Raw genomic sequence first — 24,198 nt, 5'->3', positions numbered from 1 at the left:
AAAAGATAATGCCATTTGCCTTACAGGCTCGGTCTCATCTTACGAAGAAATAGCAAATCAGTGATTTGCAAACCAATTTCTGCGTCCCCATCGTCTAGAGGCCTAGGACACCGCCCTTTCACGGCGGTAACAGGGGTTCGAATCCCCTTGGGGACGCCACTTAACTTAAGTGTTATGTCATTGGATATACTTCTCTATAACCTCCTATGCACTATCTTTTTTTCTTTTTCCAATCAAGTTATTTTTAATTATCAATTAAATAAAGATCTATTTACTGTGATTAAATATTAAATTGCCTTGTAAGCGGCTAGACTGTTTATTATAGTCAAAGGTACATTCATATGGTCCGAAGCTTAATGTCGAAAAAGACTTTTCCTAATGCAAAAATACTAATAGTTGAAGAGCAACCGCTTGCTCAAAGCTACATGAAACAATCGCTTGAAAAGTTAGGCTTTCGGCAATTGCACTTTGCTGAGCATGCAAATGCAGCAAAAGAGCTTTGTCTTACTGAACAGTTTGAACTTATTGTATGCTCTTTTAATTTAAGCAAACATCAAGATGGCTACCAATTGTATGAAGAGCTCAGAGTTAAGCAGTTAATCAAAAACTCCACTGGGTTCATTTTCATTTCAGCTGAAACAACCGGCTCATTAGTTCACAGCGTGCTTGAACTCCAACCTGATGATTTTTTGGTTAAGCCATTTTCCATTAGTGATTTAAAAACACGTATTGAAAAAATATTGCTACGTAAAAGTAACTTACAGAAAATATATAATTTGATTGATGATGGTAATGATTCAAAAGCATTAAAAAACATCAATGCATCATTAATGAGTAAACAAAACACGTACAGCGCAATCTTATTACGCCTTAAAGGTGATGTACTACTTAGGCTAAAACGCCATGAAGAAGCCAAAACATTTTTTAAATCAGCACTAAATATACAAAAGTTCACATGGGCTAAAGTTGGTTTAGTTGAAGCCTTAATTGCAAATAATGAGCATATCCTTGCCCAGCGTATGCTTAAGACAATGCTAACTCAGAACGAAACACGTTTAGTGGCATTAAACTTACTTGGCTCTTTAGAAGTTAAGCTAAACCAATTTGAGTCTGCACAAGAGTTGTTAAGTGAAGCAGCAGATATTGCCCCACTTAATTTAAAACGCCAAAAATCTTTAAGTAACGTTGCAATGCTGAACCATGACTACGAAAAAAGCTACACAACACATAAAGACATCGCTCAATACGCTAAGTATTCGATTCATGACCACCCTGATATCTATTTAAATGCAGCGCGTGCTGGAATTGATTTTGCGCTTACAACAGATCAAAGCGATCAAATACAACGCATTTCACGCCAAACAAATAAATATTTGAGCGACTTAAAAAATCAATTTCCAAATAGTCATAATCAAACTCAGATTGATGTTTTAAACGCTCGCTTACACTACCTTAAAGATGAGCACCAAAAAGCTAAAAAGCTAATTGAACAACTTGATGATGATGAAAATCAAATTCGCTCAATCGATGGTGCGCTTGATAAAGCAAAAGCGTTCCACGAATTAGGCTTTCATGTCAAAGCACAGAACTTATTTAACCAAATCATTAATCATTGCGAACGTCACCCAAATATAAGTGACCCCGTTTACTTGCGTTATATTCAACAGCAACAAGTTGAACGCAGAGACATAAAAATGGGACCAAAAGAACTTAATAATCATGCCGTCACTCAATTTAATAAAGGCCAATTAAATGCGGCGCTTGAGGCATTTAGTCAAGCGTTTAGAATCATGCCTCGCAATGCGAGTATTGCACTAAACTTACTGCAGTGCCTATTTGACGATAATAAAAAAAATGGGCAATCATTTAATTTAATTACTGCAAAAAAGTGCTATACACTATTATCAACTGCATCTTTGGATGCTGAGCAACAACAACGCTTCAATAAGATTGTTAATAATGCACAAGAGATGGGATTAAAATTAACTGATAAAGATAGTTAATTAATAACAATATAAACATTCCATAATTTAAACAACATAGTAGGGGAAATACATTGAAACGCCGTTTTAATATACTCTATCTATTGCTTGCATGTTGTACTTTGACCAACCCCTTTCAACTCGTACAAAGTAAAACGTCGTTAGCCAACTGGCAAAAAGCAAATATTGATTGGCGCCGATATGAAGGCACTCATATTAATGTTCTTGCAGATGAGCAACCTGCATTTATGGCGTTAAAGCCATACTTACCTATATTTGAAAAGCTAACAGGGATTTCTGTTGGATTCCATGCATTAGAGCAGTCCAAAATGCGCCATCGCAGAGCAATTGACCTGAGTAAAGGGCTGGGGTTATATGATGTGATACCAATGGGCGTTACCTTTTTGGGGCAAGCCCATGCAAATAATTATTTAGAACCCCTTGCTCGTTTTTTAAACAGCCCACTATTAACCGATCAAAGCTGGTATAAAATGACAGATATAAGCCCAAATAGCCTGTCTCTATGCCAAATAGACGGTACACTTCTATCTCTGCCCTTTGATTTCTCTGCGCCAATATATTTTTACCGAAAAGACTTATTTAACAAATTCAATCTTGATGTTCCAGATACCTATGAAGCATTATTAACAACCAAGATTGCTCTTCAGCAGGCGCTCGATAAACACCCTGAGTATAGCGATGTACATGCATTTGCATCAAGAACTATGCCTGGGGCTGGTTTAAATACATGGACTGTTTTACCGATTATGCGCTCTTATGGTGCACAGATAGTTACTGACGAAGTTAGAGCAACCAGTAACTCACAAAGCGCTTATAACGCCATTGAAGTTTATCGTGATTTAGTTACAGGCTACGGCAACCCTGCGAATAGTCGTACATTGCACTTTTATCAAATACGTAAGCTGTTTAAAGAAGGCAAACTGGCGTCGGCTTTTATTGCTTCACATTTTTATAATGAAATAGACACCAAAAATGAATCTATCGTTTGGGACAAATGGGAGGCAGCCCCACTGCCTAAAGGGCCTTTTTCAAGAGAAACCTCTCCATGGGCTTGGGCCCTGGCAATAAACGCACACTCGCAAAACAAATCAGCTGCTTGGTTGTTTATACAATGGGCTACAAGTGCTCAAACTGCCATGTTGTTGAGTACTGGTGGGTCACCTCCACGTATGCAAATTTGGCAGGAGCAGTTATTTAACTTAGTAAATAAACCGGGGTTCAATAATACAATGTTGTGGGTTTTTGAAAATGCCACACCCAGCTATATCCAATCGGGAATTACGTTATTCCCTGAAATTGGTGAAATAATTTCTCATGCATACAGTCAAATTTTTTATGGTGCGGATATTCAAAACACTTTAGATAGCAGTAATAAAAAAATTGATTCCCTACTAAACAAAAAAGAATAAATTTTACGCCTATGTACTTAACTATTGCTCATAAAATCTTATTGATAATTGGCTTTACCATCACGCTCGTTTTAGGTGTTAGTACGGGTTTGCATGTCATTGAGTTAAAAAATCAAACATTATTAAATATGAGCGAAAAAGCCTCAGCTATCGTAACGCCCATGCTTGTTGAAATAGATCAGCTTACGACCGATAGTAACAAGGACAGTTGGGTACTTAAGATTCAAGCTATCGCATTAACTGATTTAATCACACAAAATAACTTTAACAATTTAACAAATATATATTTTGTTGATAACAAAGCGCACATTGTCGCGCATATAGATAGAGAACAACTGTCTAAAGTCATCACTGATAATGCCCTCTTACAAGCCATTGAGAAAAACCAACAAAATATACTAAGTAAAGACGGTCATTATGATGTCGTGATCCCTGTTAACAACCATAACAAAAATAAAATTGGCTCTGTAATTGTCAGCTTTGCGGGTGATGATTTAGCAGAGAAAATAAAGCTCATCATAACCAATGCAATCTCATTATTTGCCATTTACTTATCCACCGCACTAATAATAGCTTATATAATAATTCGCAAAATTATCTTGCAACCTATCGATAAACTCGTTGAGTTTTCGCACGCTATTACAACAGGTGAGTTAGACCACCCTATCCACATTAACAGCCAAGATGAAATTGGTACTTTGGCAAGTGGGTTTAAAATGATGCGAGCCGCCGTAAGAGAGCAAATCAATAACATGCATGAGCAACAATCGGTGCTTGAAGAAATAGTAACAACACGTACCCAAGAGTACTTAGCTGCAAAAGAACAGGCGGAGTACTCTAATCAGGCTAAAAGTGTATTCTTGGCCAATATGTCGCATGAACTTCGTACCCCTTTAAATGCGGTGCTTGGATTTAGTCAGCTTTTACAAGATAGAGAAATTGACGTAACCAAATTACGTTATTTAGAGGCCATTACTGTTTCAGGCAATTCGCTTTTGAATATCCTCAACGACATTTTGGATATCTCTAAAATTGATGCGGGTAAAATGCACCTAGAACTTGATCATGTAGAACTAAGTTCAATGTGTAATGAGCTGTCTATGATGTTTATGCAACAATGCGCACAAAAAGACTTAGGGCTAACGATTAAATGTACGGCTAATGCCAAAAAAGCCCTTCTACTTGACGGCAACAAACTTCGCCAAGTTATGATTAACTTACTTAGTAATGCTATAAAATTTACCCAACAAGGTTATGTGCGGGCCATTTTTGATGCTAACGTAAATAATACCGGCGATCATGTTAGTTTAATTATAAAAGTGATTGATTCAGGAAAAGGCATTGCCAAAGATCAACAACAAAATATCTTTAATGCATTTGAGCAAGCGCAAGGTCAAAAAAGTGATGAATACGGTGGCACCGGTTTAGGGCTTACTATATCACTTAAGTTTATTAAGCTTATGGGCGGCACCCTCAATGTGACCAGTGAACCCAATAAAGGTAGCGAGTTTACGATTGAAATTCCTGATATTGCTTACGCGCAACATGAGGCAGTCGCAACCCAAAATAACTTTCCAGCAATCGCGAGCTATAGGTTTGGCCCAAATAAAATATTAATTGTTGATGATATTGCTTACAACCGTGATTTTTTAGTGTCGTTTTTATCTCGTTGGCCATTTCAAATTGAAGAAGCTGAAAATGGCAAAGTTGCTTTAGAAAAAATAGCTCAATGTCCGCCTGAACTCATCATCATGGATATGAAAATGCCGGTTATGGGGGGGCTTGAGGCTACTAGAGCCTTACGTGAAAATGAACAATATAAACATATTCCTATCATTGCAGTAACCGCTTCAGCACTGAAAAATGAACAACTTGAATTTACTCAATTAACCGATTACTGCATTACAAAACCTATTTGTCGGGAGCATTTAATTTTTACTATTGCTCAACTAATAACGCCTCCCGACTAAACACTATTTAAAGTTTTTTAAGTGATAAAGCATTAACACAATAGCGTAAACCACCAGGCATTGGGCCATCTGGAAATACATGCCCTAAATGCGCATCACAAACATTGCAAACAGCTTCAATCCGCTGCATACCATGACTATTATCACTAATGTAAGCAATTGAGTTTGTTTTTGCAGGTTGTGTAAATGATGGCCAGCCAGTGCCACTATCAAATTTTTCATCCCCTTCAAATAGCACATTTTCGCAGCATACACAGGCATACTCACCAGGCTCAAATAAAGTACAGCTGTCTGAGCTATGTGGCCGCTCAGTTCCTTTGTTACGTGTAACATAAAAGGCTTCATCGCTTAGTTGAGCACGCCACTGAGCATCAGTCTTCTCAACTTTTCGACTTGGCTCGGGGTTACCTTTACTAGCAAAATTTAAAATATCATTCCAATTTAACATCGTTAACCTCACAAAATTAGATGAGAAAGTTTATTAAGGTCTACATTATCACGATAATGCGCTAATAATTTTGATAATTTAGGGTTTATCCGCATTTCACAAAAAGGCCTATGCGGATTACTATAATAATAGTCTTGGTACTTTGCAGGGGAATGTTTAAACTCACCTGCCGCAAGCACTTGAACAATTAAGGGTTTGCTGTAGTCATTCTGTTTTTCATGAATGGCAATATGTGCCTGTAGAGCTTGCTGCTCACTGTATGTGTAAACTGCCGAACGGTACTTATGACGCATACTATGCACCTCAGTAGCACTGTGGGTATCAATATGGATAGCAATTAAGTCTGTTAAACTTAAAATATCAGAATCAAATGTGACCCTTACCGCTTCGCTAAAATCGCTAGTGGTATCAGCTATTTTAAACCAGCCTTGCTCAACACGCACAACGCCTATCAAGGACGCAAAAATAGCTTCGGTGCACCAATGGCAACTTCCGCCTAACCCCACTGTTTGCCGCATGGCAATGCTCCTAAAAAGTCGATTTATTGTTTAATAGAAAATAAATAAAGTAACTCTTTACTATACCGGCCATACTTGCTGTTCATTTCAATATAAGGTAATTGATTGCCATTCTTCTCGGGTAAAAAAACGATGCAAATAGTGTTCTAACTCAGCTTTACTTGCAGGTAAGCTCACACTGAAGTCACTCTCATCCTGATTAAAAAAACAAATATAATCATCTCTTATTTCAATACGTTTAATACTCTCTACTACCAACCATTGCGGACCGCTTTTACTATCAAAAAAACCATTAAGACTGAATAATATTATATGCTGCGTATCTCGCTTTAAAAAGTCACAGATAGGGTTACGCATTTTAAAAAGTGATGTAAGTCGGTAGCTGGCTGAGCAGAAGGTGAATACCCACAGAGCAACAACGAAGATAAACCACGGTTGCTGCAATACTGCTGTAAATGTTGCTATTATAGCGAGTAATAAACCAACAATAGCAACCACAAAGGCAATACGTAGATTAATCTTATTCATTGTGCCTACTCTGCTTTTTTTCAGTAATTGGATCAGGCCAATCATTAAAAAACACTGTCAAATAACGGCTTTTTGCTAAATAAAGTAGTACCCACAGTACGACCACCATTTGCAACGCCAAAAACATCGAAAATTGATAGTAACTATGGGCCGCCTGAATAACCAACCAACCTAAATCTAGTGCAGCACAGGCAAGTAAAGGCCAACGCATAAAACGCCATAGTTTTGCTAAACGCGCTGATGCAACATTATTTTTTTGTGGCCGCCTAAAGCAAAAAATGACTGCCGGGATGATTGCTAGCGCACCAATTGCCAACGCACTAAAAAAATCATATTTAGAGCGAAAAACCAAAGACATAATATCTAATTCAGGACGGCGGCTTAACGCCGCAATTATCCAAATAAAATAGGCTCTTAATAGCACAAGTAAACTTAAATGAAATGCGATCGGCGTACGGTAAGTACCGTATTTATCCCAATATTCTGGACCATAACGCATTACAATTGATTCTTCTTGTCAGCAATAACACCTAACACAGTAAAAGCACATATCACCATGAGACCTAACAACTGTGTACCAAAAAACAATAACAGTTTACTCAATAGAGGTGTTGCAAATACCACCAAAAAGCCAAAACCAAAACCGGTTACTAAAACAAATACAGCGACTCTGACAAAAAAATGCCGCCTTGCAACAAAGCGTTTAGTTACTTTGATAATGTCATTGGCATATAGAGATACCAAACACACAACCAACAACAAGGCTATATTGTACAGGTACGGCTTTAGCCACTGGCCAAAGCTCAATGCTGTACTTTCAAATACAGCAAGTGCGCTATCCATTGTGTTTCGCCAGTAGCGCAATTAAATCATCCTCAGTAAGGATATCAATGCCTAAATCTTGTGCTTTAGTAAGCTTTGAGCCCGCTTTTTCACCCGCAATAAGTGCATCTGTTTTTGCTGAAACACTGCCAGAGACCTTAGCACCTAATGCTTGTAAACGTGCTTTTGCATCGTTACGGTTCAGTTCGTTGAGTGTACCGGTGAGTACATAGGTTAACCCCACAAGTGGTTGCTCATCAACGCTTACAGGCGCTAACTCTGGCCAGTGAATACCTTGTTCAATAAGCGCATTAACTACGTCTGTATTATGTGGTTCTGCAAAGAAACTACTCACATGTTTTGCAACAATTTCGCCTACATCTGACACTTCAACCAAGGCTTCAATACTTGCTTGAGTTACTTTTTCGAGGGTTAAAAAGTGAGTCGCTAAGTTTTGCGCCGTTGCTTCACCCACTTCACGTATACCCAGTGAGTATAAAAATTTAGCTAACGTCGTTTGCTTTGCATCTTCCAAAGCACTAACCAAATTTTTAGCCGACTTAGGCCCCATGCGTTCAAGTGATTCAAAATGACCCTGTTTTAAAATAAATAAGTCAGCAGGTGTTTTAACCAGCTCTCTATCGACTAACTGATCAACAATCTTATCGCCCAAGCCATCCACATCGAGTGCTTTACGAGAAGCAAAGTGTTTTATCGCTTGTTTACGTTGCGCTTGGCAAACAAGGCCCCCCGTGCAACGCGCAACGGCTTCTCCTTCGACCTTTTCAACGTGCGAGTCACAAATAGGACACGCTTTAGGAAAAACAATGTCTTTGGCATCATCAGGGCGGCGTTCAAGTACAACTTGCGTTATTTGCGGAATAACATCACCAGCACGGCGGATAATAACGGTATCGCCCACTTTTACACCTAAGCGCGCAATTTCATCACCATTGTGTAATGTTGCATTAGAGACTGTAACACCACCAACAAATACCGGTTCAAGTCTTGCGACAGGAGTGATTGCACCGGTACGCCCTACTTGAAACTCAACATCGAGTAACTGAGTAATTTCTTCTTGAGCAGGGAATTTATAAGCAATTGCCCAGCGCGGTGCGCGGGCAACAAAGCCTAAACGCTCTTGCATTGCTTTGTTGTTGAGTTTAATAACTACGCCATCAATTTCATATTTTAAGCTGCTTCTACGCTCTAAAATATCTTGATAATAATCAAGCGCCGCTTTTTCACCTTCCACCAGCTTGGTCTCAGGGCAAAGTGGTAGGCCCCAATCAGTAAGCTTAGCCAATTGTTGATAATGATCGCTCGGTAACTCACCTTCAGTCACAACGCCAATGCTGTAGGCATAAAACATCAGTGGTCGCTTTGCCGTTATTTTTGAATCTAATTGGCGCAAACTTCCAGCCGCAGCATTACGTGGATTAACAAACACTTTTTCGCCGCGTTTTTCAGCTTCAACATTAAGTTTGTCAAATCCAGCGCTATTCATAAATACTTCACCCCGGATTTCTATTTCACGTGGGTAATCAGTACCGCGTAATTTAAGCGGTACATTACGAATCGTTTTTACGTTTTGAGTAATGTTTTCACCCGTTTGGCCATCTCCTCGAGTGGCGGCCTGAACAAGCACACCATCCCGATACAAAATAGAGACAGCAAGGCCATCCAGTTTTGGCTCGCAACAAAAAGTTAGTTCGCTGTTATCCATTAACCGCTCTTTGACACGGCGGTTAAAAGCGGCAAACTCTTCTTCACTAAACGCGTTATCAAGTGAAAGCATGGGCACCTGATGAGCAACTTGTTCAAACTTGGCAAGGGCAGCTCCACCGACCTTCTGCGTTGGAGAGTCTGCGCTAAAATACTCAGGATTAGCGGTTTCTAGAGCACTTAGCTCTCGTAAAAGCCGATCGTATTCAGCATCCGGAATCGACGGGCTATCGAGCACATAATAGTTATAGTTATGATCATCTAATTGCTGACGAAGCGCACTAATTTGCGTTAAAACTGGAGTAGACATATTGGCCTCTAAAACATAAAAAAGCCACTTAAACGAGTTATCGCCTAGTGGCTTAAAAATTCTTAAAAAGTTAATTTATTGAATAAGCTATTAAGCGCTGAAACTTCTCACTTTTTCAACGTACTCGCGCACGCTTTCAACAGTCATTTCTTCACGTTGAGAATCTAATATTGTGGCACCAAATTCATCCGCTAATTTCTTCGCTGCACTGTGCAACATATTGAATGCTGCAAGGCCGTCACCGTCACACGGTAAAGTCATAAATAAGCTAATACCTGCGGTACTAAATTGTTCCATATTATCGATATCAAACGTACCTGGGTTATACATATTTACTAAGCGAAATAGCACAGGCCCAAGTCCCGCAGGGTCTAGGTGGCGATTAAAAAAACCTTCCTCTGAGTATTTAAAACCGAGTGTATTGATTGCCGGTAATAACTTACTGCCTTCCATCGCCATGCCTTCAGGCATTTGGATGTGAACGATAATAAAGTCAGCAGGAGGAGTTTCTTGTTCTTGCTCTGCCTGAGCTTCATCAACTGACTCACTAGAGCGCTGAGTATCAGCTTCACCCGATTGCTCGACTTCATTTACATCATCAGCTGAAAAACTGAGATCGCCAAATTGTGGCTCATCACGCTCAGTTTGAGCTGTTTGTAAAGGCTCAGAATGCTGCTCTACTGATGGTTGTTCAGTTGGTTCAACACGCTCATTCGGCGCAGTCGTGGGTGCCTCTTTTTTACGAACTGACCATAGGCCATGTATTAATAATCCACCAATGACTATTACACTGATAATAATTAAAACCCATCTTAATTGTTCGGCCATCCCCTCACCTTTTATTATTTGTTCTATCAAAAATAGTATTATGCATGTGCCATTTGCACTGCTTGTTCAATATCAACTGCAACCATGCGTGATACGCCCGGTTCAGCCATTGTAACACCAGTTAATCGTCCTGCCATTTCCATCGCAATTTTATTATGGCTGATGTAGATAAATTGCACAGATTGTGACATTTCCTCTACTAAACGGCAGAACCTGCCAACATTCGCATCATCAAGTGGTGCATCAACTTCGTCCAGCATACAGAAAGGAGCTGGATTGAGCCTGAATATTGAAAACACTAATGATAATGCGGTCAGCGCTTTTTCTCCACCACTTAACAAGTGAATTGTTGAATTTTTCTTACCAGGCGGTCGTGCCATAATACTAACACCACTTTCTAATAAATCATCACTGGTTAATTCTAGGTATGCGCTACCGCCGCCAAACACTTTAGGAAATAGCTCACCGAAGTCTTGATTAACTTGGTCAAACGTTGCTTTAAAACGCGTTTTGGTTTCACGGTCAATCTTATGAATTGCTCCTTCTAAACTTGAAAGTGCATTCGTTAAATCTTCCAGTTGCTGCTCTAAGTACTCACTGCGTTGCTTAGCTTGGTCAAACTCATCGATTGCCGCTAGATTTACCGCGCCCAATTCATTCACACTTTGCGCTATCCGATTAAGCTGTGCTTGCATTGTAGATAAATTAGCTGACTCTGGTAATTGCGCCAATACTGCTTTTAAATTTTGCTCAAGTTCAGCCAATGGCTCAAGCGCGGCTTGCGCTTTTACTATCAGGCTTTGCTCTTCAAGAGCTAAAGCTTGGAGTTTCTCTTGTAAACTACTTAATTCACCTTGTGATGATTTGAGTGTGGTTTGCTTATCCAATAGCGCCGTTTTTGCATCCGCTAAACCAGCTTTTAGATTAGTTAGCTCAGCTTCTCCTTGTTGGTGCTGCTCAAGCAGTAATAGTATTTTCTCGGCACTTTCTTCAAGTGGGATCACTAACTCTTCAATTTGATTAGTTAACTCTGTTACCGATTCACTGGCGGTGTTGTATGCGCTCAAAGCGTGCTGTAACTTAGTTTCACTTAGCTGGCACTCGCTACGCGCTGTTTGCTCCGCTAAGTTAGCTTGATGTGCTTGACTCTTATATTGCTCAAATACACGACTATGCTGCTGGTATTCATTATCGCACTGTTGCTGTGTCTGTTTGGCTTGTTCACGTTGTGCTGATAATTGCTGCTGTCGTTGTTCTATACGTTCGATAAGCTGTTGTTGCTGCTGCATAGCTGCGTTAATAGTTACTTGTTCATCAAGTAAACTTTGACGCTTAGTAGAGAGTTTTTCTTGTTGGGTTTGCCACTGAGTTAATTGTTCTTTTAGCATATCGCGGCGAGTGCTGGCCGCCGCTATTTTTTGTGCCAATTGGTGTACAGCATCTTTTAAGTCATCTACTTGTATCAAAAGATTACTGTGTACGGATTTATTTTCGCTTACCACTGTTTGCGCACTTTCAAGCTGTGATTGCAATGAGGTAGCCAACTCTTTAGCATCATTAAGCTGCTTATGTTTGAGCAGCAAAGAACTTTCAGCATCGCCATGATTACTTAAATGCCAGTTACGCCCATTTATATTGGCATTGCTGTCAATAACCGCAAGCCAAAACTCATCATCAAATATACTCTGCTCAAAATTATCTGCAAAAGCAATACGTTCTAATAAATCTGGGTAAACACCGCGGTCAATGAGTGCTGCAACGGAACCCGCTTTAGCATTATTTGTACGGAGCCAAACACTATTGTTATCAGCGGCTGGTTTAACAGCTAAGTGTGTTAAATTCAAAAGGGCCTGTTCAACTACCTGTTCATAACCAGACTTTACCTCAAGTTGCGCTAATAAAGTGCCTGTATCTTGATTATTGTCACCCTTAAGCATACTACTTAAACCGGCAATTTTGGCTTTATTCTCATTTACTGCTTGCGCTTCATTTTGCTGCGCAATTTGGCTTTGTGTTAATGCATCATAAGCGGATTGAGCACTGAGCGTTGTCTTGTTTAGTGCGCTTTGTTTTGCTGCAAGTTCTTTGGTTAAAGATTGCATTAACGTATGTTGTTCATCTAGCTGCTTTGCAATTGAATTTTTTGCAAGCTCTGCCGATTGCTGTTCAATATCATCCAATTGTTTAATGATATAATGCAGGTTTTGCTGGTGCTGTGCTTGGGTGTTGAGTTCTTTATTATGGTTATTTGATACCGTTTGAAGTTGCTCGTTTAGCTCTTGATACTGGCTATTTGCAAGGTTTTTTTGCTGTTGAGATTGCTCTACTTGCTCAGCAATTTGCGTCACTTGTTCATCACAGATAAGTGTGTGTTCTATGGCATTTTGTAAGGTCTCAGCCAGCTCACTCGTATGTCCTTGCTGCTGCAATTGCTGCTCTTGGCTTTGCAACTGAAGGGTTTGCTGCTTAATTAAACTTTGACTTAATGTTTGATGCTGTTGCTTTAGGCTGATTTGTTGTTGTTCAATGCGTGTCAGTTGGGTATGGGTATTATGTTGCGCTTGTTGCGAATCAGCTAACTGCTGTTGGCGCTGTTGTACTTGAAGCTCAAGACTCGTTAATACGTCATCGTGGCCTGCATTGGCTTGTTTATAAAAATCAATTTGTTCATTTAATTTAGCTATTTGCTGATTTTTATCTACTTGTTGTTGGTGCAGCTTTTGCCACTTTAACACCGCAATTTGCCCTTTCAATGTGCGTTCTTGGGCTTTTAACTCTTTAAACTTTTTGGCCTCAACCGATTGTAAAGCGAGCTTATCAACTTGCGCTTGCAGCTCCTGGCGCACATCAAGTAAACGCTCAAGATTTTCACGGGTGCTTTTAATGCGGGTTTGGGTTTCTTTTCGTCGTTCTTTGTATTTTGATACCCCGGCAGCTTCTTCAAGAAAAACACGTAAATCAGCAGGCTTACTCTCAATTAAACGCGAGATCATCCCTTGTTCGATAATCGCATAACTGCGCGGGCCGAGCCCTGTGCCTAAAAATATATCGGTAATATCGCGTTTACGACACTTGCTACCATTTAAAAAATACAGCGATTGACCATCACGAGTAACTAAACGTTTAATAGCAACTTGATTACGATCAGCAAAGGTATTAGGTAGATGGCCTTGAGTATTATCAAAAATGAGCTCAACAGATGCTTGAGAGATAGGTTTTCTATTAGTGGAGCCGTTAAAAATAACATCGGTCATGGCATCACCACGCAGGTTTTTTGCTGAGCTTTCACCTAAAACCCAACGCACTGCATCAATCACGTTTGATTTGCCGCAGCCATTGGGGCCAACAACACACGTCATTTGATCAGGAAATGGAATTTTAGTGGGCTCTACAAAGGATTTAAAGCCCGCTAATTTTATGGTGCTCAAACGCATCTATTTGGTTTACCGAATCTTATTATTAATTATTAACGATTAAATGTAACTGTTATAGACAGCAAAAGTAAATGCAAAATCTAAGCTTGGCGTTTAAAGTTATCTAAAATAATCCCTGTTGCCATCGCGACATTGAGCGATTCGGCCGCACCAAAAGCAGGAATGGTTATTTTGTTTGTTACCAGTTCAGCGCACTCACTGCGAATTCCATGAGATTCACTGCCCATAAGTAACACACATGATTGCGATAATTCAGTCTTATGTAGGTTCTCACCCTCTAAAAATGCACCATATATAGGCAAGTTAAGCGTTTTTAAATAAGAAGGTAAATCAACCTGGCTCACTGCAACACGCACAAATGAGCCCATTGTGGCACTGATTGTTTTTGGGTTGTAAGGGTCTGCGCTATCGATACTTGCCACGATATGTTTTATACCATACCAATCAGCAACACGAATGATCGTACCTAAATTACCAGGGTCAGACACTCCATCTAGCGCTAAGATTAACCCTTGCGCGTTCGGTAGCTCCACTTTAGGCATCGCCACAACCGCAATCGCCGCATTGTTCGAAACCAAAGTACTGGCTTTTGTTAAGGTGTATTCATCCGCTTCAATCATACTCACTTTATTAAATTGAGCCTGATGCTGATTAATAAACGCAGACGTAGCAAATAAATCAACGACCGCTAAATCACTCGCTAACAACTCAAGTACATTTTTTTCACCTTGTACAAGGTATTGATTGTATTGCTTTCGGTACTTTTTTTGCCCTAATGCACGAATTAACTTGAGTTGGTTTTTTGAAATCATAACAGCCCCATAAAATGATGCAGTTAGTATAACAGGTTTAGGGGAGAGTTCTAAAATTGAAAAGTCTAAAAAAATACTGTAAATCAGCCATTGCAGTATAATTTGATTGATAAAAAGGCAATTATTTAGTAGATTTCTGGACCTAATTTAAGGATATGGAAATAACATGGACACAACCACCCCTCCAGTCAATACAACGCACGCCCCTTCACCACAAATAATATCTCAAGACAGAGTAAAATTCAGTGGTAAAGCTGGTGAGTTTTTTGGTATTTGGACAGTGAATATTCTACTGAGCATACTCACCTTAGGTATCTACTCTGCTTGGGCAAAAGTACGTACTTATCGATATTTTTATAGTAATACATCAATAGACGGCCACAGCTTTGACTACTTGGCAACGCCTATACAAATATTAAAAGGCCGTATATTGGCTGTTGCTGTGTTTGTGATTTACAGTCTTGTTATACAATTTTTTCCAACCTTTGGTATTTTATTAGCAATTTGCTTATTGTTCGCGATGCCTTGGATTATTAATCAGGGCCTTAGGTTTAACATGCGAATGACTCGACATCGTAATGTGCGGTTTGCTTTTGCCGGTAACTACGGTGAAGCATTTATCAATTTTATTATATTACCCATTGCGAGTATCTTTACTCTCTACCTATTGCTGCCATACGCACTAAAACGCATTGATCAATATATGCACGAGAACATCAGCTACGGTAACAAGCCAATTACAGTCAATCTTCAAGGTGAGAAATACTACATGGCTGCTTTAATAACCATTGGCGTTACCATAGCCGGTTTGGTTATTTTTGGTATAATTTTAGGTTTGACAGGCACAGCAATGGGAATTGGTGCTATCGATGCCGAAAATATTCACCCATCAACTATAATTTTCCCTGTTTTAATCGCTGCATTATATGTAGCATTTTTGACCTTAGTGAGTGCTGTTTATCAGTCTATTATCCGCAATCATATTTTAAACAATAGCGAATTCGAAGACGTGGCGAGCTTTAAATCAGATTTAAAAGCTGTTCAATACGCCATGCTGTTGTTTACCAATGCATTTGCTATCATTTTTACTTTAGGAATGGCTTACCCATGGGCGAAAATACGAAAAGCCCGTTTGCTTTGCTCCGCTACTGAGGTAACCATTTATCATGGCGCAATAGCTATTATTGATACTGCAGAGCAACAGCAGTCGTCCTTTGCAGAAGAAGCTGCAAACGTTTTCGACATTGATATATCGCTTACCTAATGAATCAAACCCAAACAACAGGCTGCTACTATTACCCTAGTCGCAGCCAACATATTCAGTGCAGCGCTGTAATTAATGACGAGCAAATACAATTGTTTGATAACCAGACGAATTCTATCGTTTCGGTTTCAAATCTAGATTGCTCATTTGATAGTCCCTTGCCAGGTATTGCAACTGCTGTGTGTTTTGCTGATGGTGGGCGATTCATACCTGATGATATGAATTTTCAATGGCCGTTTACTCATCATAGCCATGGCATAGCGCAGCAATTAGAAAAAAATAAACTACTTATTTTGGCCTCAGTAATTTTAATACCGCTGTTGCTGTGGTTTATTCTCTATCGTGGCATACCTGCTATTGCTGTATACAGTGTTGGTTTAGCCTCTCCTTCAATGGTAGAAGCTATGGGTGAACAAAGTTTACAAGTAATTGAAAAAATAGCGTTAGAGCCAACTCAGCTTCCGAGTGAGAAACAAGCGCTTATTCAACAACAGTGGCATACTATGCTTGATGACCTTCAGTTAGATAAAAAAAAGTTTAGGCTGTCATTTTATCAATCAGATTATTTTTCTGCTAATGCATTCGCGTTACCTCATGGCCGAGTCATTGTTACCGATGAATTAGTCATTTTACTCAAAGATAAACCGGATGCATTGCGTGCAATTTTGCTTCATGAAATAGGCCATGTTCAGTACCATCATGGTATTCGATTAGCGGCGCAAGCAACTGCTAGCACCATAGTGTTAGCGATTATTTTTGGAGACTTAGAAGGGATCACTGAAGTCGTACTTGGCTCTAGCTCTTCTTTTTTGCAGCAAGCGTTTTCACGAGATATGGAACGTGAAGCAGACAAATACGCTATCGAGAAATTAATTGCTTTAGGTTATTCTAATGATGATTTTGCCGATGCTATACAAGCACTGCAAAACAAATTAGATGAGCAAGCGCAACTTGATGAGTCGTGGCTTAAATATTTATCTACACATCCTAGTTCTCAAGAACGCATTGATTTTGCGAGGCAGTACACACCATAATGACACCTGAGTTAACATTAATTACATTGGTTATTACCGTAATCGCACTAGGTTATGGGGTTATTTACCCGCGTTTTGCTGGCAATGATTTTGTAAAAGTATCAAGCCAAGACCTTTTCGCAACAACTATCACATTAGTCGTTGCAGGGAGTCTTTATTATGATTCTGGCGTTGAGTTTAGTTGGTTAATCTTTAAGGTTAATTGGTTTTGGTTCACGTTTTTAACCTACATACTCATAGAAGTTCCAGTGTGTTTGGCCTATGCAAAAAAACACAATATGAAGTTCAAGTGAATTATGAAAAAAGCGCCTACATGGCGCTTTTATTACAGTGCTCAATCAGTACTTATGTTTCAACGTCCATAAATACAGTAATTCATTGGCAATGGTCGCAGCTGCTATCGCGGTGAGTTCACTTTGATCGTACGACGGCGACACTTCTACAACATCCATTCCCACTATATTGATTCCCTTGAGAGCGCGTAAGATTTTAAGCACTTTATCGCTGCTCAGTCCGCCACAAACTGGTGTGCCTGTACCTGGCGCAAATGCGGGATCTAAACAATCAATATCAAAAGTAACATACACAGGTAACTCCCCCACCCGCGCTAAAATTTGTTCAGCAATGGTTTGCGCCGATAAATCATTTGCTGTCATGGCATCAATGACGGCAAATTCATGCTTGCTTTGATCAAAGTCAGTACGAATACCGATTTGAATACTGTGCTCTACATCTACCAGCCCCTCCATTGGCGCATGATAAAACATAGTGCCGTGATCATAACGCGAGCCATTGCTATAGGTATCTGTATGCGCATCAAAATGCACTAAAGCCATTTTACCAAAACGTTTAGCGTGGGCGCGCAGTAACGGCAAAGTAACAAAGTGATCCCCTCCTAGGCCGAGTAAAGTTTTACCCTGACGTAAAATTTGCTCCGCGGCTAATTCAAGCTGGGCGGTAAAATACTCAGGGTCGCCAACTGGGTAAGTAAAATCCCCAGCATCGGCTAACTTTAAACGTTCAAACAAAGGGAACGTCCACGGGTATTTTGTTTCTTCCCACGCTAAATGCACCGATGCGCGACGAATTGCATCAGGCCCTAAGCGCGCACCAGGGCGACCCGACGTCGCCAAATCAAAAGGTAAGCCTAGCACTACCACATCTGCGTTGATGTCTGTGATATTTTGCACCATGGGCTGGCGTAAAAACGTCATGCCATTGGAGTACAATGAGTGATCGGTATGATCAAACAAGGTCGTCATATTAAAGCTCTTCTAAATAAGTATAACCGTCTAAACCAGCTTGTAACTCGTCAAGCACACTTTGCTGCTCGTTTGCTGGTAATTTACCGGCCACCAGCTGCGCATAAGAAGACTGAAAGCCTTCAACATCCAAGTGTACATAGCGCATCATGTCGGCCACTGTGTCCCCTTGGTTAACTTCTACAATACGGGCATCACCTTGCTCATCCATTGTGATCATCGCACTGTGGGTATCACCAAATAAATTATGCATATCACCCAGTATTTCTTGGTAGGCACCCACTAAGAAAAAGCCCATTAAATACGGTTTTTCAGCACTAAATTCTGGCACCGGTAGAGTACTTTCAATGCCTTGGCCATCAACATAATGATCAAGTGCACCGTCAGAATCACAAGTTATATCAAGCAACACCGCACGCTTTTGTGGCGCTTCAGTTAAACCACTTAATGGTAATACCGGAAACACTTGGTCGATTCCCCACGCATCAGGTAGTGACTGAAACAATGAAAAATTAACAAAAAACTTATCCGCTAATCGTGCATTAAGTTCATCAATAATAGGCCGATGAAAACGGTTTTTATTATCCATATGTTTGTTAAGCTCATAACATACACGTAAGTTAATTTGCTCCGCCCACGCACGCTGAGTTAAATCTAATAATCCCATTGCAAATTGGTTATGCGCCTCAGCTAAATCACCTTGGCTGTCATGATAAATCTCAATTAATGCACGGTCATCAGTCAACACATGTAATTGCTGCCACGACTGCCACATATTTTTCAGTAATAACGGTGCATCATCCGCTGGTGCTTGAATGTCCTCTGGCACATAGCTTTCGGTGCCAATTACATTTGAAATAAGTACCGCATGGTGAGCAGTTAGCGCACGGCCAGACTCCGAAATAATCGTCGGAAACGGTTGTTCGTACTGCTTACAAATATCGCCAATGGTGTAAACAATGTTATTGGCATACTCACCTAAGCTGTAATTCATTGAGTTATGCGACTGGCTTCGTGTGCCGTCATAATCAACCGCCAGACCACCACCGACATCTAAACACTCGATTTGAGCACCTAATTTGCGTAGTTCACAGTAAAAACGCGCTGCTTCACTCACGCCCAAACGTACATCACGAATATTGGCCATTTGCGAGCCTAGGTGAAAATGCACTAACTGCACTAAATCAAGTTGGTCGGTTTCTTTTAACTTATTTACCACATGCAATACTTGTGATGCCGATAAGCCAAACTTTGATTTTTCGCCACCACTGGCTTGCCATTTACCTTTACCCTGCGACGCCAAACGCACACGAATACCAATACGTGGCTTTACATTAAGCTCTTTAGCTTGGCTAAGTACCATGTCTAACTCAGAGAGCTTTTCTAACACGATATACACTTTGTGCCCTAGCTTTTCGCCAATCAATGCAAGACGCACGTATTCCTTATCTTTGTAACCATTACACACAATCACGGCGCTGGTTTTTTCTGCCAATGCTAGTACAGTCAATAGCTCTGGCTTACTACCAGCTTCAAGGCCCAGTTGTTTCTTTTCAATATTTGCTTGGCTGGCGACTATTTCCTCAACCACTTCACGTTGTTGATTTACTTTTATTGGGTAAACCAATAGGTAATCTTTAGGGTAGTTGTAGCTTTCAATTGCAGTATTAAAAGCTGCACATAGGCTGTGTACGCGATGATGCAAAATCTGCGGAAAGCGCACCAAAGCAGGCAGGCTCAAGCCTTTATCTTCAAGTTGTTTGGCGATATCAATTAATGCAATGGTTTGCTCTGGAGCATCAACCTTGGGTGCAACATACACATCACCTTGATCATTAATACCAAAAAAACCTTGGCTCCAATGACGAACATTGTAACTCGTGCGAGCTTGCTCTAGTGATGTTGTATCTTTCATTTATCTTTCTCTCTTATTTAATGATGCCGAGATCATTGTCGGCTAATTGCGCGCATTAAAAGGAAAAAATAGGCTTAAGTCCAACAAGTATTTTTACTCGTAACGAGTGAGTTTTAAGATGCTAAAACAAGAGAAGAAAAAGAAACGGTTAGGTGCTTAAAGCTGCATAAGCACCAAACAATTAGGGGGGTATTTTAATCGTTATTGGTTCAGGCCCAGTTCCATAAACAAACTTTGCGGGTTTTCACTGTAGTTACCAAACGGGCCACATGATTGGAAGCCTAAATTTTCATACAAACAGATTGATTTTTTTTGCTTAGGCCCTGTTTCTAAACGAATTAAAGGAATCTGCTCTTCGCCTGCATGATGCAACAAAATCTGCATTATGCGCCGAGATAAACCTTTACCACGATAGCTAGGTTTTACATACAAGCGGCGTATTTCACCATAAGGGGGGGTGTCTAATTGCATAACAATAGCACCACAGGCAACAATGCCATCTTCGTTTTTAAGGCCTATGGCATACACATTATCTAAGCTTAGTTCTTCTAAGGTAAGAGACTGCGCGGTCGCCACTGGGTATAAGGAACAAATAAGTCGGTCGATATCGGTAAAAACATTAATCACATCCTGGTCATTGGGGTTTAAATCGACTAACTGCATAGAACATCTCAATTTTATATTAAAAATTTGTTGTCAAACTATACCGAATTGTAACAAATGAACAACCTTGTTCGCCTTGTTTTTCTTTTATTTAAACGTTTAAATTATTTTTAATCAAATTAACTACGATAAAAATCAACCCATCTAGCTCAAGGTTTAGCCTGTTTGGACGATAAATAGTACAGCCGGATATGTTAAAGGATTAACGATGAAACTCTCCAATACTGCAGGTTTTTCGCAACTGACTGATCAGATTAAGCAACACAGACCTAATACTCCCCCTACAGCGACTGTAAAAGTAAATGAAGCAGACTCTATGCGTAATTATATAATCGCTAAAGAAGGGCCTGAAAGTGAACTGCTATTGAACAGTTTCAAAGGCCGAAATACTGCCACAACATACAGTCCTCATCATATTGTTGGCATGAAAAAATATGGTATTGCCTCTAGTCCATTAGATATCAATAAGCCCTTTGTAGAACAAACGTATCGATATGGTGAGTTTACCAACCCTGACGATATCAATGCGTTTTTAGACCAGGTTGAACGCCTTGATGGTGAACTACAAACAATGTTTCAACATCTAAAGCCAACATCTGAGCTACTTGATTTAACTAAAAAAATGTCGGATGAGGAACTCGCTATATTTACTGAATTTATGGTCGCAAGCTCGCGCCATTATATTGGCATGGATAATAAAAACATTAGTGAACAACTCATTTCATCATTAAGTAAGCAATCTGCTGATGAGCTTAGCTCGACGCTCGAGACTATGAGCACACTTGTGCAGCAAGGAAATGATTATACAAAACCGATATCACCTGTCGGTGAAAATAAACATGGTCACGAAATAGTAGAAATGATCAGTAAACCAGATAATGTTAACTGGTTTAAATCAAACTATGGCTCTAATCTAGCCAAGTATGAATTGGTCATTGATTATGCAAATTTATTAATGAATAAAAACCTCAGCGAAGATCAGCTTATTCAACTTAATAGTCATTTATCTCAAAGTAACCTTGAGCAAAGCAGTAGTATTATCGATATGGTGAGCTTACTTAAAGCCCATCAAACTGATGAGGTATTAGCGATGGTAAGTGAGGTTGATAAAGACAGCGAACTTAATTTACTGAGCTACTTAGCACAGCAAACTAACTATCAAGCTAATAAGCAATATTACCAAATGGATAATGGTAAATTTGTCGCCCAACAAGACAATATTAGCTCAGACTCAAATAGGCGTGAGTTATATAACACTATTTTAAATGCTTACGACACAATAGGGATGGGCTGGATAAATGACACTCTAGAGCAGTTTACCGGTACTCCCACACAGATCCAAAGCGAGTTGTGGCAAACACTACTCAATGACAAAGAGTCCATGCCTGAGCAATTTAATCACTCAAACTCAGTTCAAGTGTGGGCACAAAATAATATTTCCCAGATAGAAGGACAATTCCACTCCAAGCAAATGAATAAAATCTTTGAATATAATAGCCAGCGACTAGTACCTGATCTTATTGATAAACTTACTTTCTTTAGTAATGGTCATAATCACAAATCAGCGAATATCACAAAGTAGCGCTCAGGCTATAATCAGCAATAGTCAAAAAATTTTCGATGTTCTAATCCTGCTAAGTTAGCATTCACTTTGTTGGGATGTTTATATTCACGCCAGTTAGCAACATTGCGCCCCACATTTAGTTTCGCGAAGTTTGGCTCACCTTCAGCAGGCATCCCTAAAAACTGTTTTAACTTTAAGAGACTCCCCGAGTGACTCACATCGAGTGAAATAAAGTCATCGCGGTCTTTAAAATAATTAAATACCCCTTGCTGATGTAAACGGTAATAACTAGTCAAAGTGTGCTCACATTGCGAGTGAATGTTAGGAAAGGTCTGGTGAAAACTGCGCTTTAACACCGGGCTAAAATGCCCATTTTTTAGCTCTAAATGCGGTGCCATTTTTTCAAGTAGCATGGTAATTGATGGGATCCATTTATCCAAATCGCGATTCAAATACACAAATTTAGACCCAGGAAATAGCGCATCCAGCTGTTTATAATCACTAAAACACGGCGCATCAGATATCGCATCAGCCACTTCAAACGCTTTTTTGGTGAAAGCTGTGTGAGCCACTTTTAATCCCAACTCTAATAAAGCGACACTAATACTGGTTGTACCTGTTCGTGGTAAACCAATAATAAAAATTTTAGACATGCTTATTGCTCAAAATGAAGGGACATCAGTATATCGGGATCATCGAGCTAAACCTACTAAACTCTATAATAGTATTTGCGCATATTAAATTTTTTAACGTTATACACCGCTAAACTCCGCTTCTCCCCCCGCTTTACGAAAGAAAAAATACTTTGTTACCTAAAAATACTGTTCAATAAAACTGAGCGATTTATACTGCGCTTAATGATAAAAATGATCTGAGGTATTTAGCGTGCAGTTTACTCAAGGTATGGAGTATTTTTTTTCCGGTTTTAAGTTGATCACTCAAAAAGGTCTCAAACGTTTTGTATTTATTCCTTTATTAATCAATATTGCACTATTTGGTAGCTCACTGTTTTTTTTATACGGCTGGCTAACTGAAGGGTTTGCCTATTTAAACAATATGCTGCCAAGCTGGTTGAGTTGGCTAGAATGGTTAATGTGGCCCATTGCAATTTTAGTTATTCTATTTAGTTACAGTATGCTGTTTAGTGTAATCACAAACTTTATTGCCGCACCCTTTAATGGCTTGCTGAGTGAAAAGGTAGAGCTTTATTTAACGGGCCAAAAAATTAATGATGATGGCTTCGCTGACTTAGTCAAAGATGTTCCCCGCATGCTGGGCCGCGAGTGGACCAAGCTGTGTTATTACCTACCCCGCGCAATTGGTTTCTTTATTTTATTATGGATATTACCTGTGATAGGCCAAGTGCTATGGGTGTTGTTTACTTGCTGGATGTATGCGGTGCAATATAAAGACTACGCATTTGATAACCACAAAATTTGCTTTAAGCAGATGAAACAAAATTTAAAGCAAAAGCAGGGCTTATCCTACGGTTTTGGTCTTGCTGTGATGCTGCTGACGGCTATTCCAATCGTTAATCTAATTGTTATGCCTGTCGCAGTGTGTGGTGCAACGCGCCTATGGGTTGATAACTACCGACCTAATTACCGAGATTAACTCAATCAACTATAAAAAAGCACAGCGATGGCTGTGCTTTTTACGTTTTAAACTTACTTAACCTGAACTCTGGTT

21 protein-coding genes and 1 tRNA gene are annotated in these 24,198 nt (G+C 39.7%); 9 read left to right on the top strand and 13 right to left on the bottom strand.

Features of this window, described 5'->3' with window-relative positions:
* Window positions 1-83 precede the first annotated feature (83 nt).
* From C7Y70_RS16045 to C7Y70_RS16030, 4 genes are all read left to right on the top strand, one after another.
* Window positions 84-159 (top strand) — tRNA-Glu (locus C7Y70_RS16045).
* Window positions 160-356: 197 nt separating this feature from the next.
* Window positions 357-2,003, top strand: coding sequence for a tetratricopeptide repeat-containing response regulator (locus C7Y70_RS16040; RefSeq protein WP_135475834.1), 1,647 nt, complete (start codon window positions 357-359; stop codon window positions 2,001-2,003).
* Window positions 2,004-2,056: 53 nt separating this feature from the next.
* Window positions 2,057-3,412: an extracellular solute-binding protein gene (locus C7Y70_RS16035; protein ID WP_135475832.1), complete on the top strand. Its 1,356-nt coding sequence runs from the start codon at window positions 2,057-2,059 to the stop codon at window positions 3,410-3,412.
* Window positions 3,413-3,423: 11 nt separating this feature from the next.
* Window positions 3,424-5,382: an ATP-binding protein gene (locus tag C7Y70_RS16030; protein ID WP_135475830.1), complete on the top strand. Its 1,959-nt coding sequence runs from the start codon at window positions 3,424-3,426 to the stop codon at window positions 5,380-5,382.
* Window positions 5,383-5,389: 7 nt separating this feature from the next.
* On the opposite strand, the gene msrB is transcribed toward C7Y70_RS16030, so the two are convergent.
* The 9 genes from msrB to C7Y70_RS15985 all read right to left on the bottom strand — a co-directional run bounded on the left by msrB (window position 5,390) and on the right by C7Y70_RS15985 (window position 14,807).
* Window positions 5,390-5,830, bottom strand: coding sequence for a peptide-methionine (R)-S-oxide reductase MsrB (gene msrB / locus C7Y70_RS16025; protein ID WP_099296025.1), 441 nt, complete (start codon window positions 5,828-5,830; stop codon window positions 5,390-5,392).
* 8 nt (window positions 5,831-5,838) lie between these two features.
* Window positions 5,839-6,348, bottom strand: coding sequence for a peptide-methionine (S)-S-oxide reductase (locus C7Y70_RS16020; protein ID WP_135475828.1), 510 nt, complete (start codon window positions 6,346-6,348; stop codon window positions 5,839-5,841).
* Window positions 6,349-6,435: 87 nt separating this feature from the next.
* Entirely contained in the window at window positions 6,436-6,876 is a 441-nt protein-coding gene (locus C7Y70_RS16015; protein ID WP_135475826.1) for a hypothetical protein, read from the bottom strand.
* Window positions 6,869-7,375, bottom strand: a complete 507-nt coding sequence (locus C7Y70_RS16010; RefSeq protein WP_135475825.1) for a DUF2919 domain-containing protein — start codon at window positions 7,373-7,375, stop codon at window positions 6,869-6,871. Before C7Y70_RS16010 ends, C7Y70_RS16015 begins: the two co-directional genes overlap by 8 nt.
* A complete protein-coding gene (locus tag C7Y70_RS16005) occupies window positions 7,375-7,719 on the bottom strand; it encodes a DUF3392 family protein (RefSeq protein ID WP_135475823.1) in 345 nt (114 codons plus the stop codon). Before C7Y70_RS16005 ends, C7Y70_RS16010 begins: the two co-directional genes overlap by 1 nt.
* Window positions 7,712-9,733 (bottom strand): NAD-dependent DNA ligase LigA, encoded by a 2,022-nt coding sequence (ligA, locus tag C7Y70_RS16000; RefSeq protein ID WP_135475821.1) that lies wholly within the window; start codon window positions 9,731-9,733, stop codon window positions 7,712-7,714. Before ligA ends, C7Y70_RS16005 begins: the two co-directional genes overlap by 8 nt.
* Window positions 9,734-9,823: 90 nt before the next feature.
* Window positions 9,824-10,561, bottom strand: coding sequence for a cell division protein ZipA (gene zipA, locus C7Y70_RS15995; RefSeq protein WP_135475819.1), 738 nt, complete (start codon window positions 10,559-10,561; stop codon window positions 9,824-9,826).
* Between the two features lie 38 nt (window positions 10,562-10,599).
* Window positions 10,600-13,995 (bottom strand): AAA family ATPase, encoded by a 3,396-nt coding sequence (locus C7Y70_RS15990; RefSeq protein WP_135475817.1) that lies wholly within the window; start codon window positions 13,993-13,995, stop codon window positions 10,600-10,602.
* Window positions 13,996-14,075: 80 nt separating this feature from the next.
* The gene (locus C7Y70_RS15985; protein ID WP_135475815.1) at window positions 14,076-14,807 is read right to left on the bottom strand and encodes an RNA methyltransferase; all 732 of its coding nucleotides are present in this window, start codon (window positions 14,805-14,807) and stop codon (window positions 14,076-14,078) included.
* Window positions 14,808-14,973: 166 nt separating this feature from the next.
* Between C7Y70_RS15985 and C7Y70_RS15980 the strand changes: the two genes are divergently transcribed.
* From C7Y70_RS15980 to C7Y70_RS15970, 3 genes are read left to right on the top strand one after another with little or no spacing between them, the layout of a single operon-like run.
* A complete protein-coding gene (locus C7Y70_RS15980; protein ID WP_135475813.1) occupies window positions 14,974-16,071 on the top strand; it encodes a YjgN family protein in 1,098 nt (365 codons plus the stop codon).
* Window positions 16,071-17,105: a M48 family metallopeptidase gene (locus C7Y70_RS15975; protein WP_135475812.1), complete on the top strand. Its 1,035-nt coding sequence runs from the start codon at window positions 16,071-16,073 to the stop codon at window positions 17,103-17,105. Before C7Y70_RS15980 ends, C7Y70_RS15975 begins: the two co-directional genes overlap by 1 nt.
* The gene (locus tag C7Y70_RS15970) at window positions 17,105-17,398 is read left to right on the top strand and encodes a hypothetical protein (RefSeq protein WP_135475810.1); all 294 of its coding nucleotides are present in this window, start codon (window positions 17,105-17,107) and stop codon (window positions 17,396-17,398) included. Before C7Y70_RS15975 ends, C7Y70_RS15970 begins: the two co-directional genes overlap by 1 nt.
* Before the next feature lie 45 nt (window positions 17,399-17,443).
* Here the strand turns inward: C7Y70_RS15970 and speB are convergent, their stop codons facing one another.
* From speB to C7Y70_RS15955, 3 genes are all read right to left on the bottom strand, one after another.
* On the bottom strand, window positions 17,444-18,367 hold the full coding sequence (gene speB / locus C7Y70_RS15965) for an agmatinase (RefSeq protein ID WP_135475808.1): 924 nt from the start codon (window positions 18,365-18,367) through the stop codon (window positions 17,444-17,446).
* A gap of 1 nt (window position 18,368) precedes the next feature.
* A complete protein-coding gene (speA, locus tag C7Y70_RS15960) occupies window positions 18,369-20,282 on the bottom strand; it encodes a biosynthetic arginine decarboxylase (RefSeq protein ID WP_135475806.1) in 1,914 nt (637 codons plus the stop codon).
* A 201-nt stretch (window positions 20,283-20,483) separates the two neighbouring features.
* On the bottom strand, window positions 20,484-20,945 hold the full coding sequence (locus tag C7Y70_RS15955; RefSeq protein ID WP_135475804.1) for a GNAT family N-acetyltransferase: 462 nt from the start codon (window positions 20,943-20,945) through the stop codon (window positions 20,484-20,486).
* Window positions 20,946-21,153: 208 nt separating this feature from the next.
* On the opposite strand from C7Y70_RS15955, the gene C7Y70_RS15950 reads away from it, so the two are divergent.
* Window positions 21,154-22,527 (top strand): hypothetical protein, encoded by a 1,374-nt coding sequence (locus C7Y70_RS15950; protein ID WP_135475802.1) that lies wholly within the window; start codon window positions 21,154-21,156, stop codon window positions 22,525-22,527.
* 14 nt (window positions 22,528-22,541) lie between these two features.
* On the opposite strand, the gene C7Y70_RS15945 is transcribed toward C7Y70_RS15950, so the two are convergent.
* Entirely contained in the window at window positions 22,542-23,162 is a 621-nt protein-coding gene (locus C7Y70_RS15945; RefSeq protein ID WP_099296042.1) for a sulfotransferase, read from the bottom strand.
* Window positions 23,163-23,394: 232 nt separating this feature from the next.
* Between C7Y70_RS15945 and cysZ the strand changes: the two genes are divergently transcribed.
* Window positions 23,395-24,123 (top strand): sulfate transporter CysZ, encoded by a 729-nt coding sequence (gene cysZ, locus C7Y70_RS15940; RefSeq protein ID WP_135475800.1) that lies wholly within the window; start codon window positions 23,395-23,397, stop codon window positions 24,121-24,123.
* The last annotated feature ends 75 nt before the right edge of the window (window positions 24,124-24,198 follow it).

It is taken from the genome of Pseudoalteromonas sp. KS88 (assembly GCF_004766475.1).
GTDB lineage: Bacteria > Pseudomonadota > Gammaproteobacteria > Enterobacterales > Alteromonadaceae > Pseudoalteromonas.
This window is presented reverse-complemented; position numbering and strand designations above follow the sequence as displayed.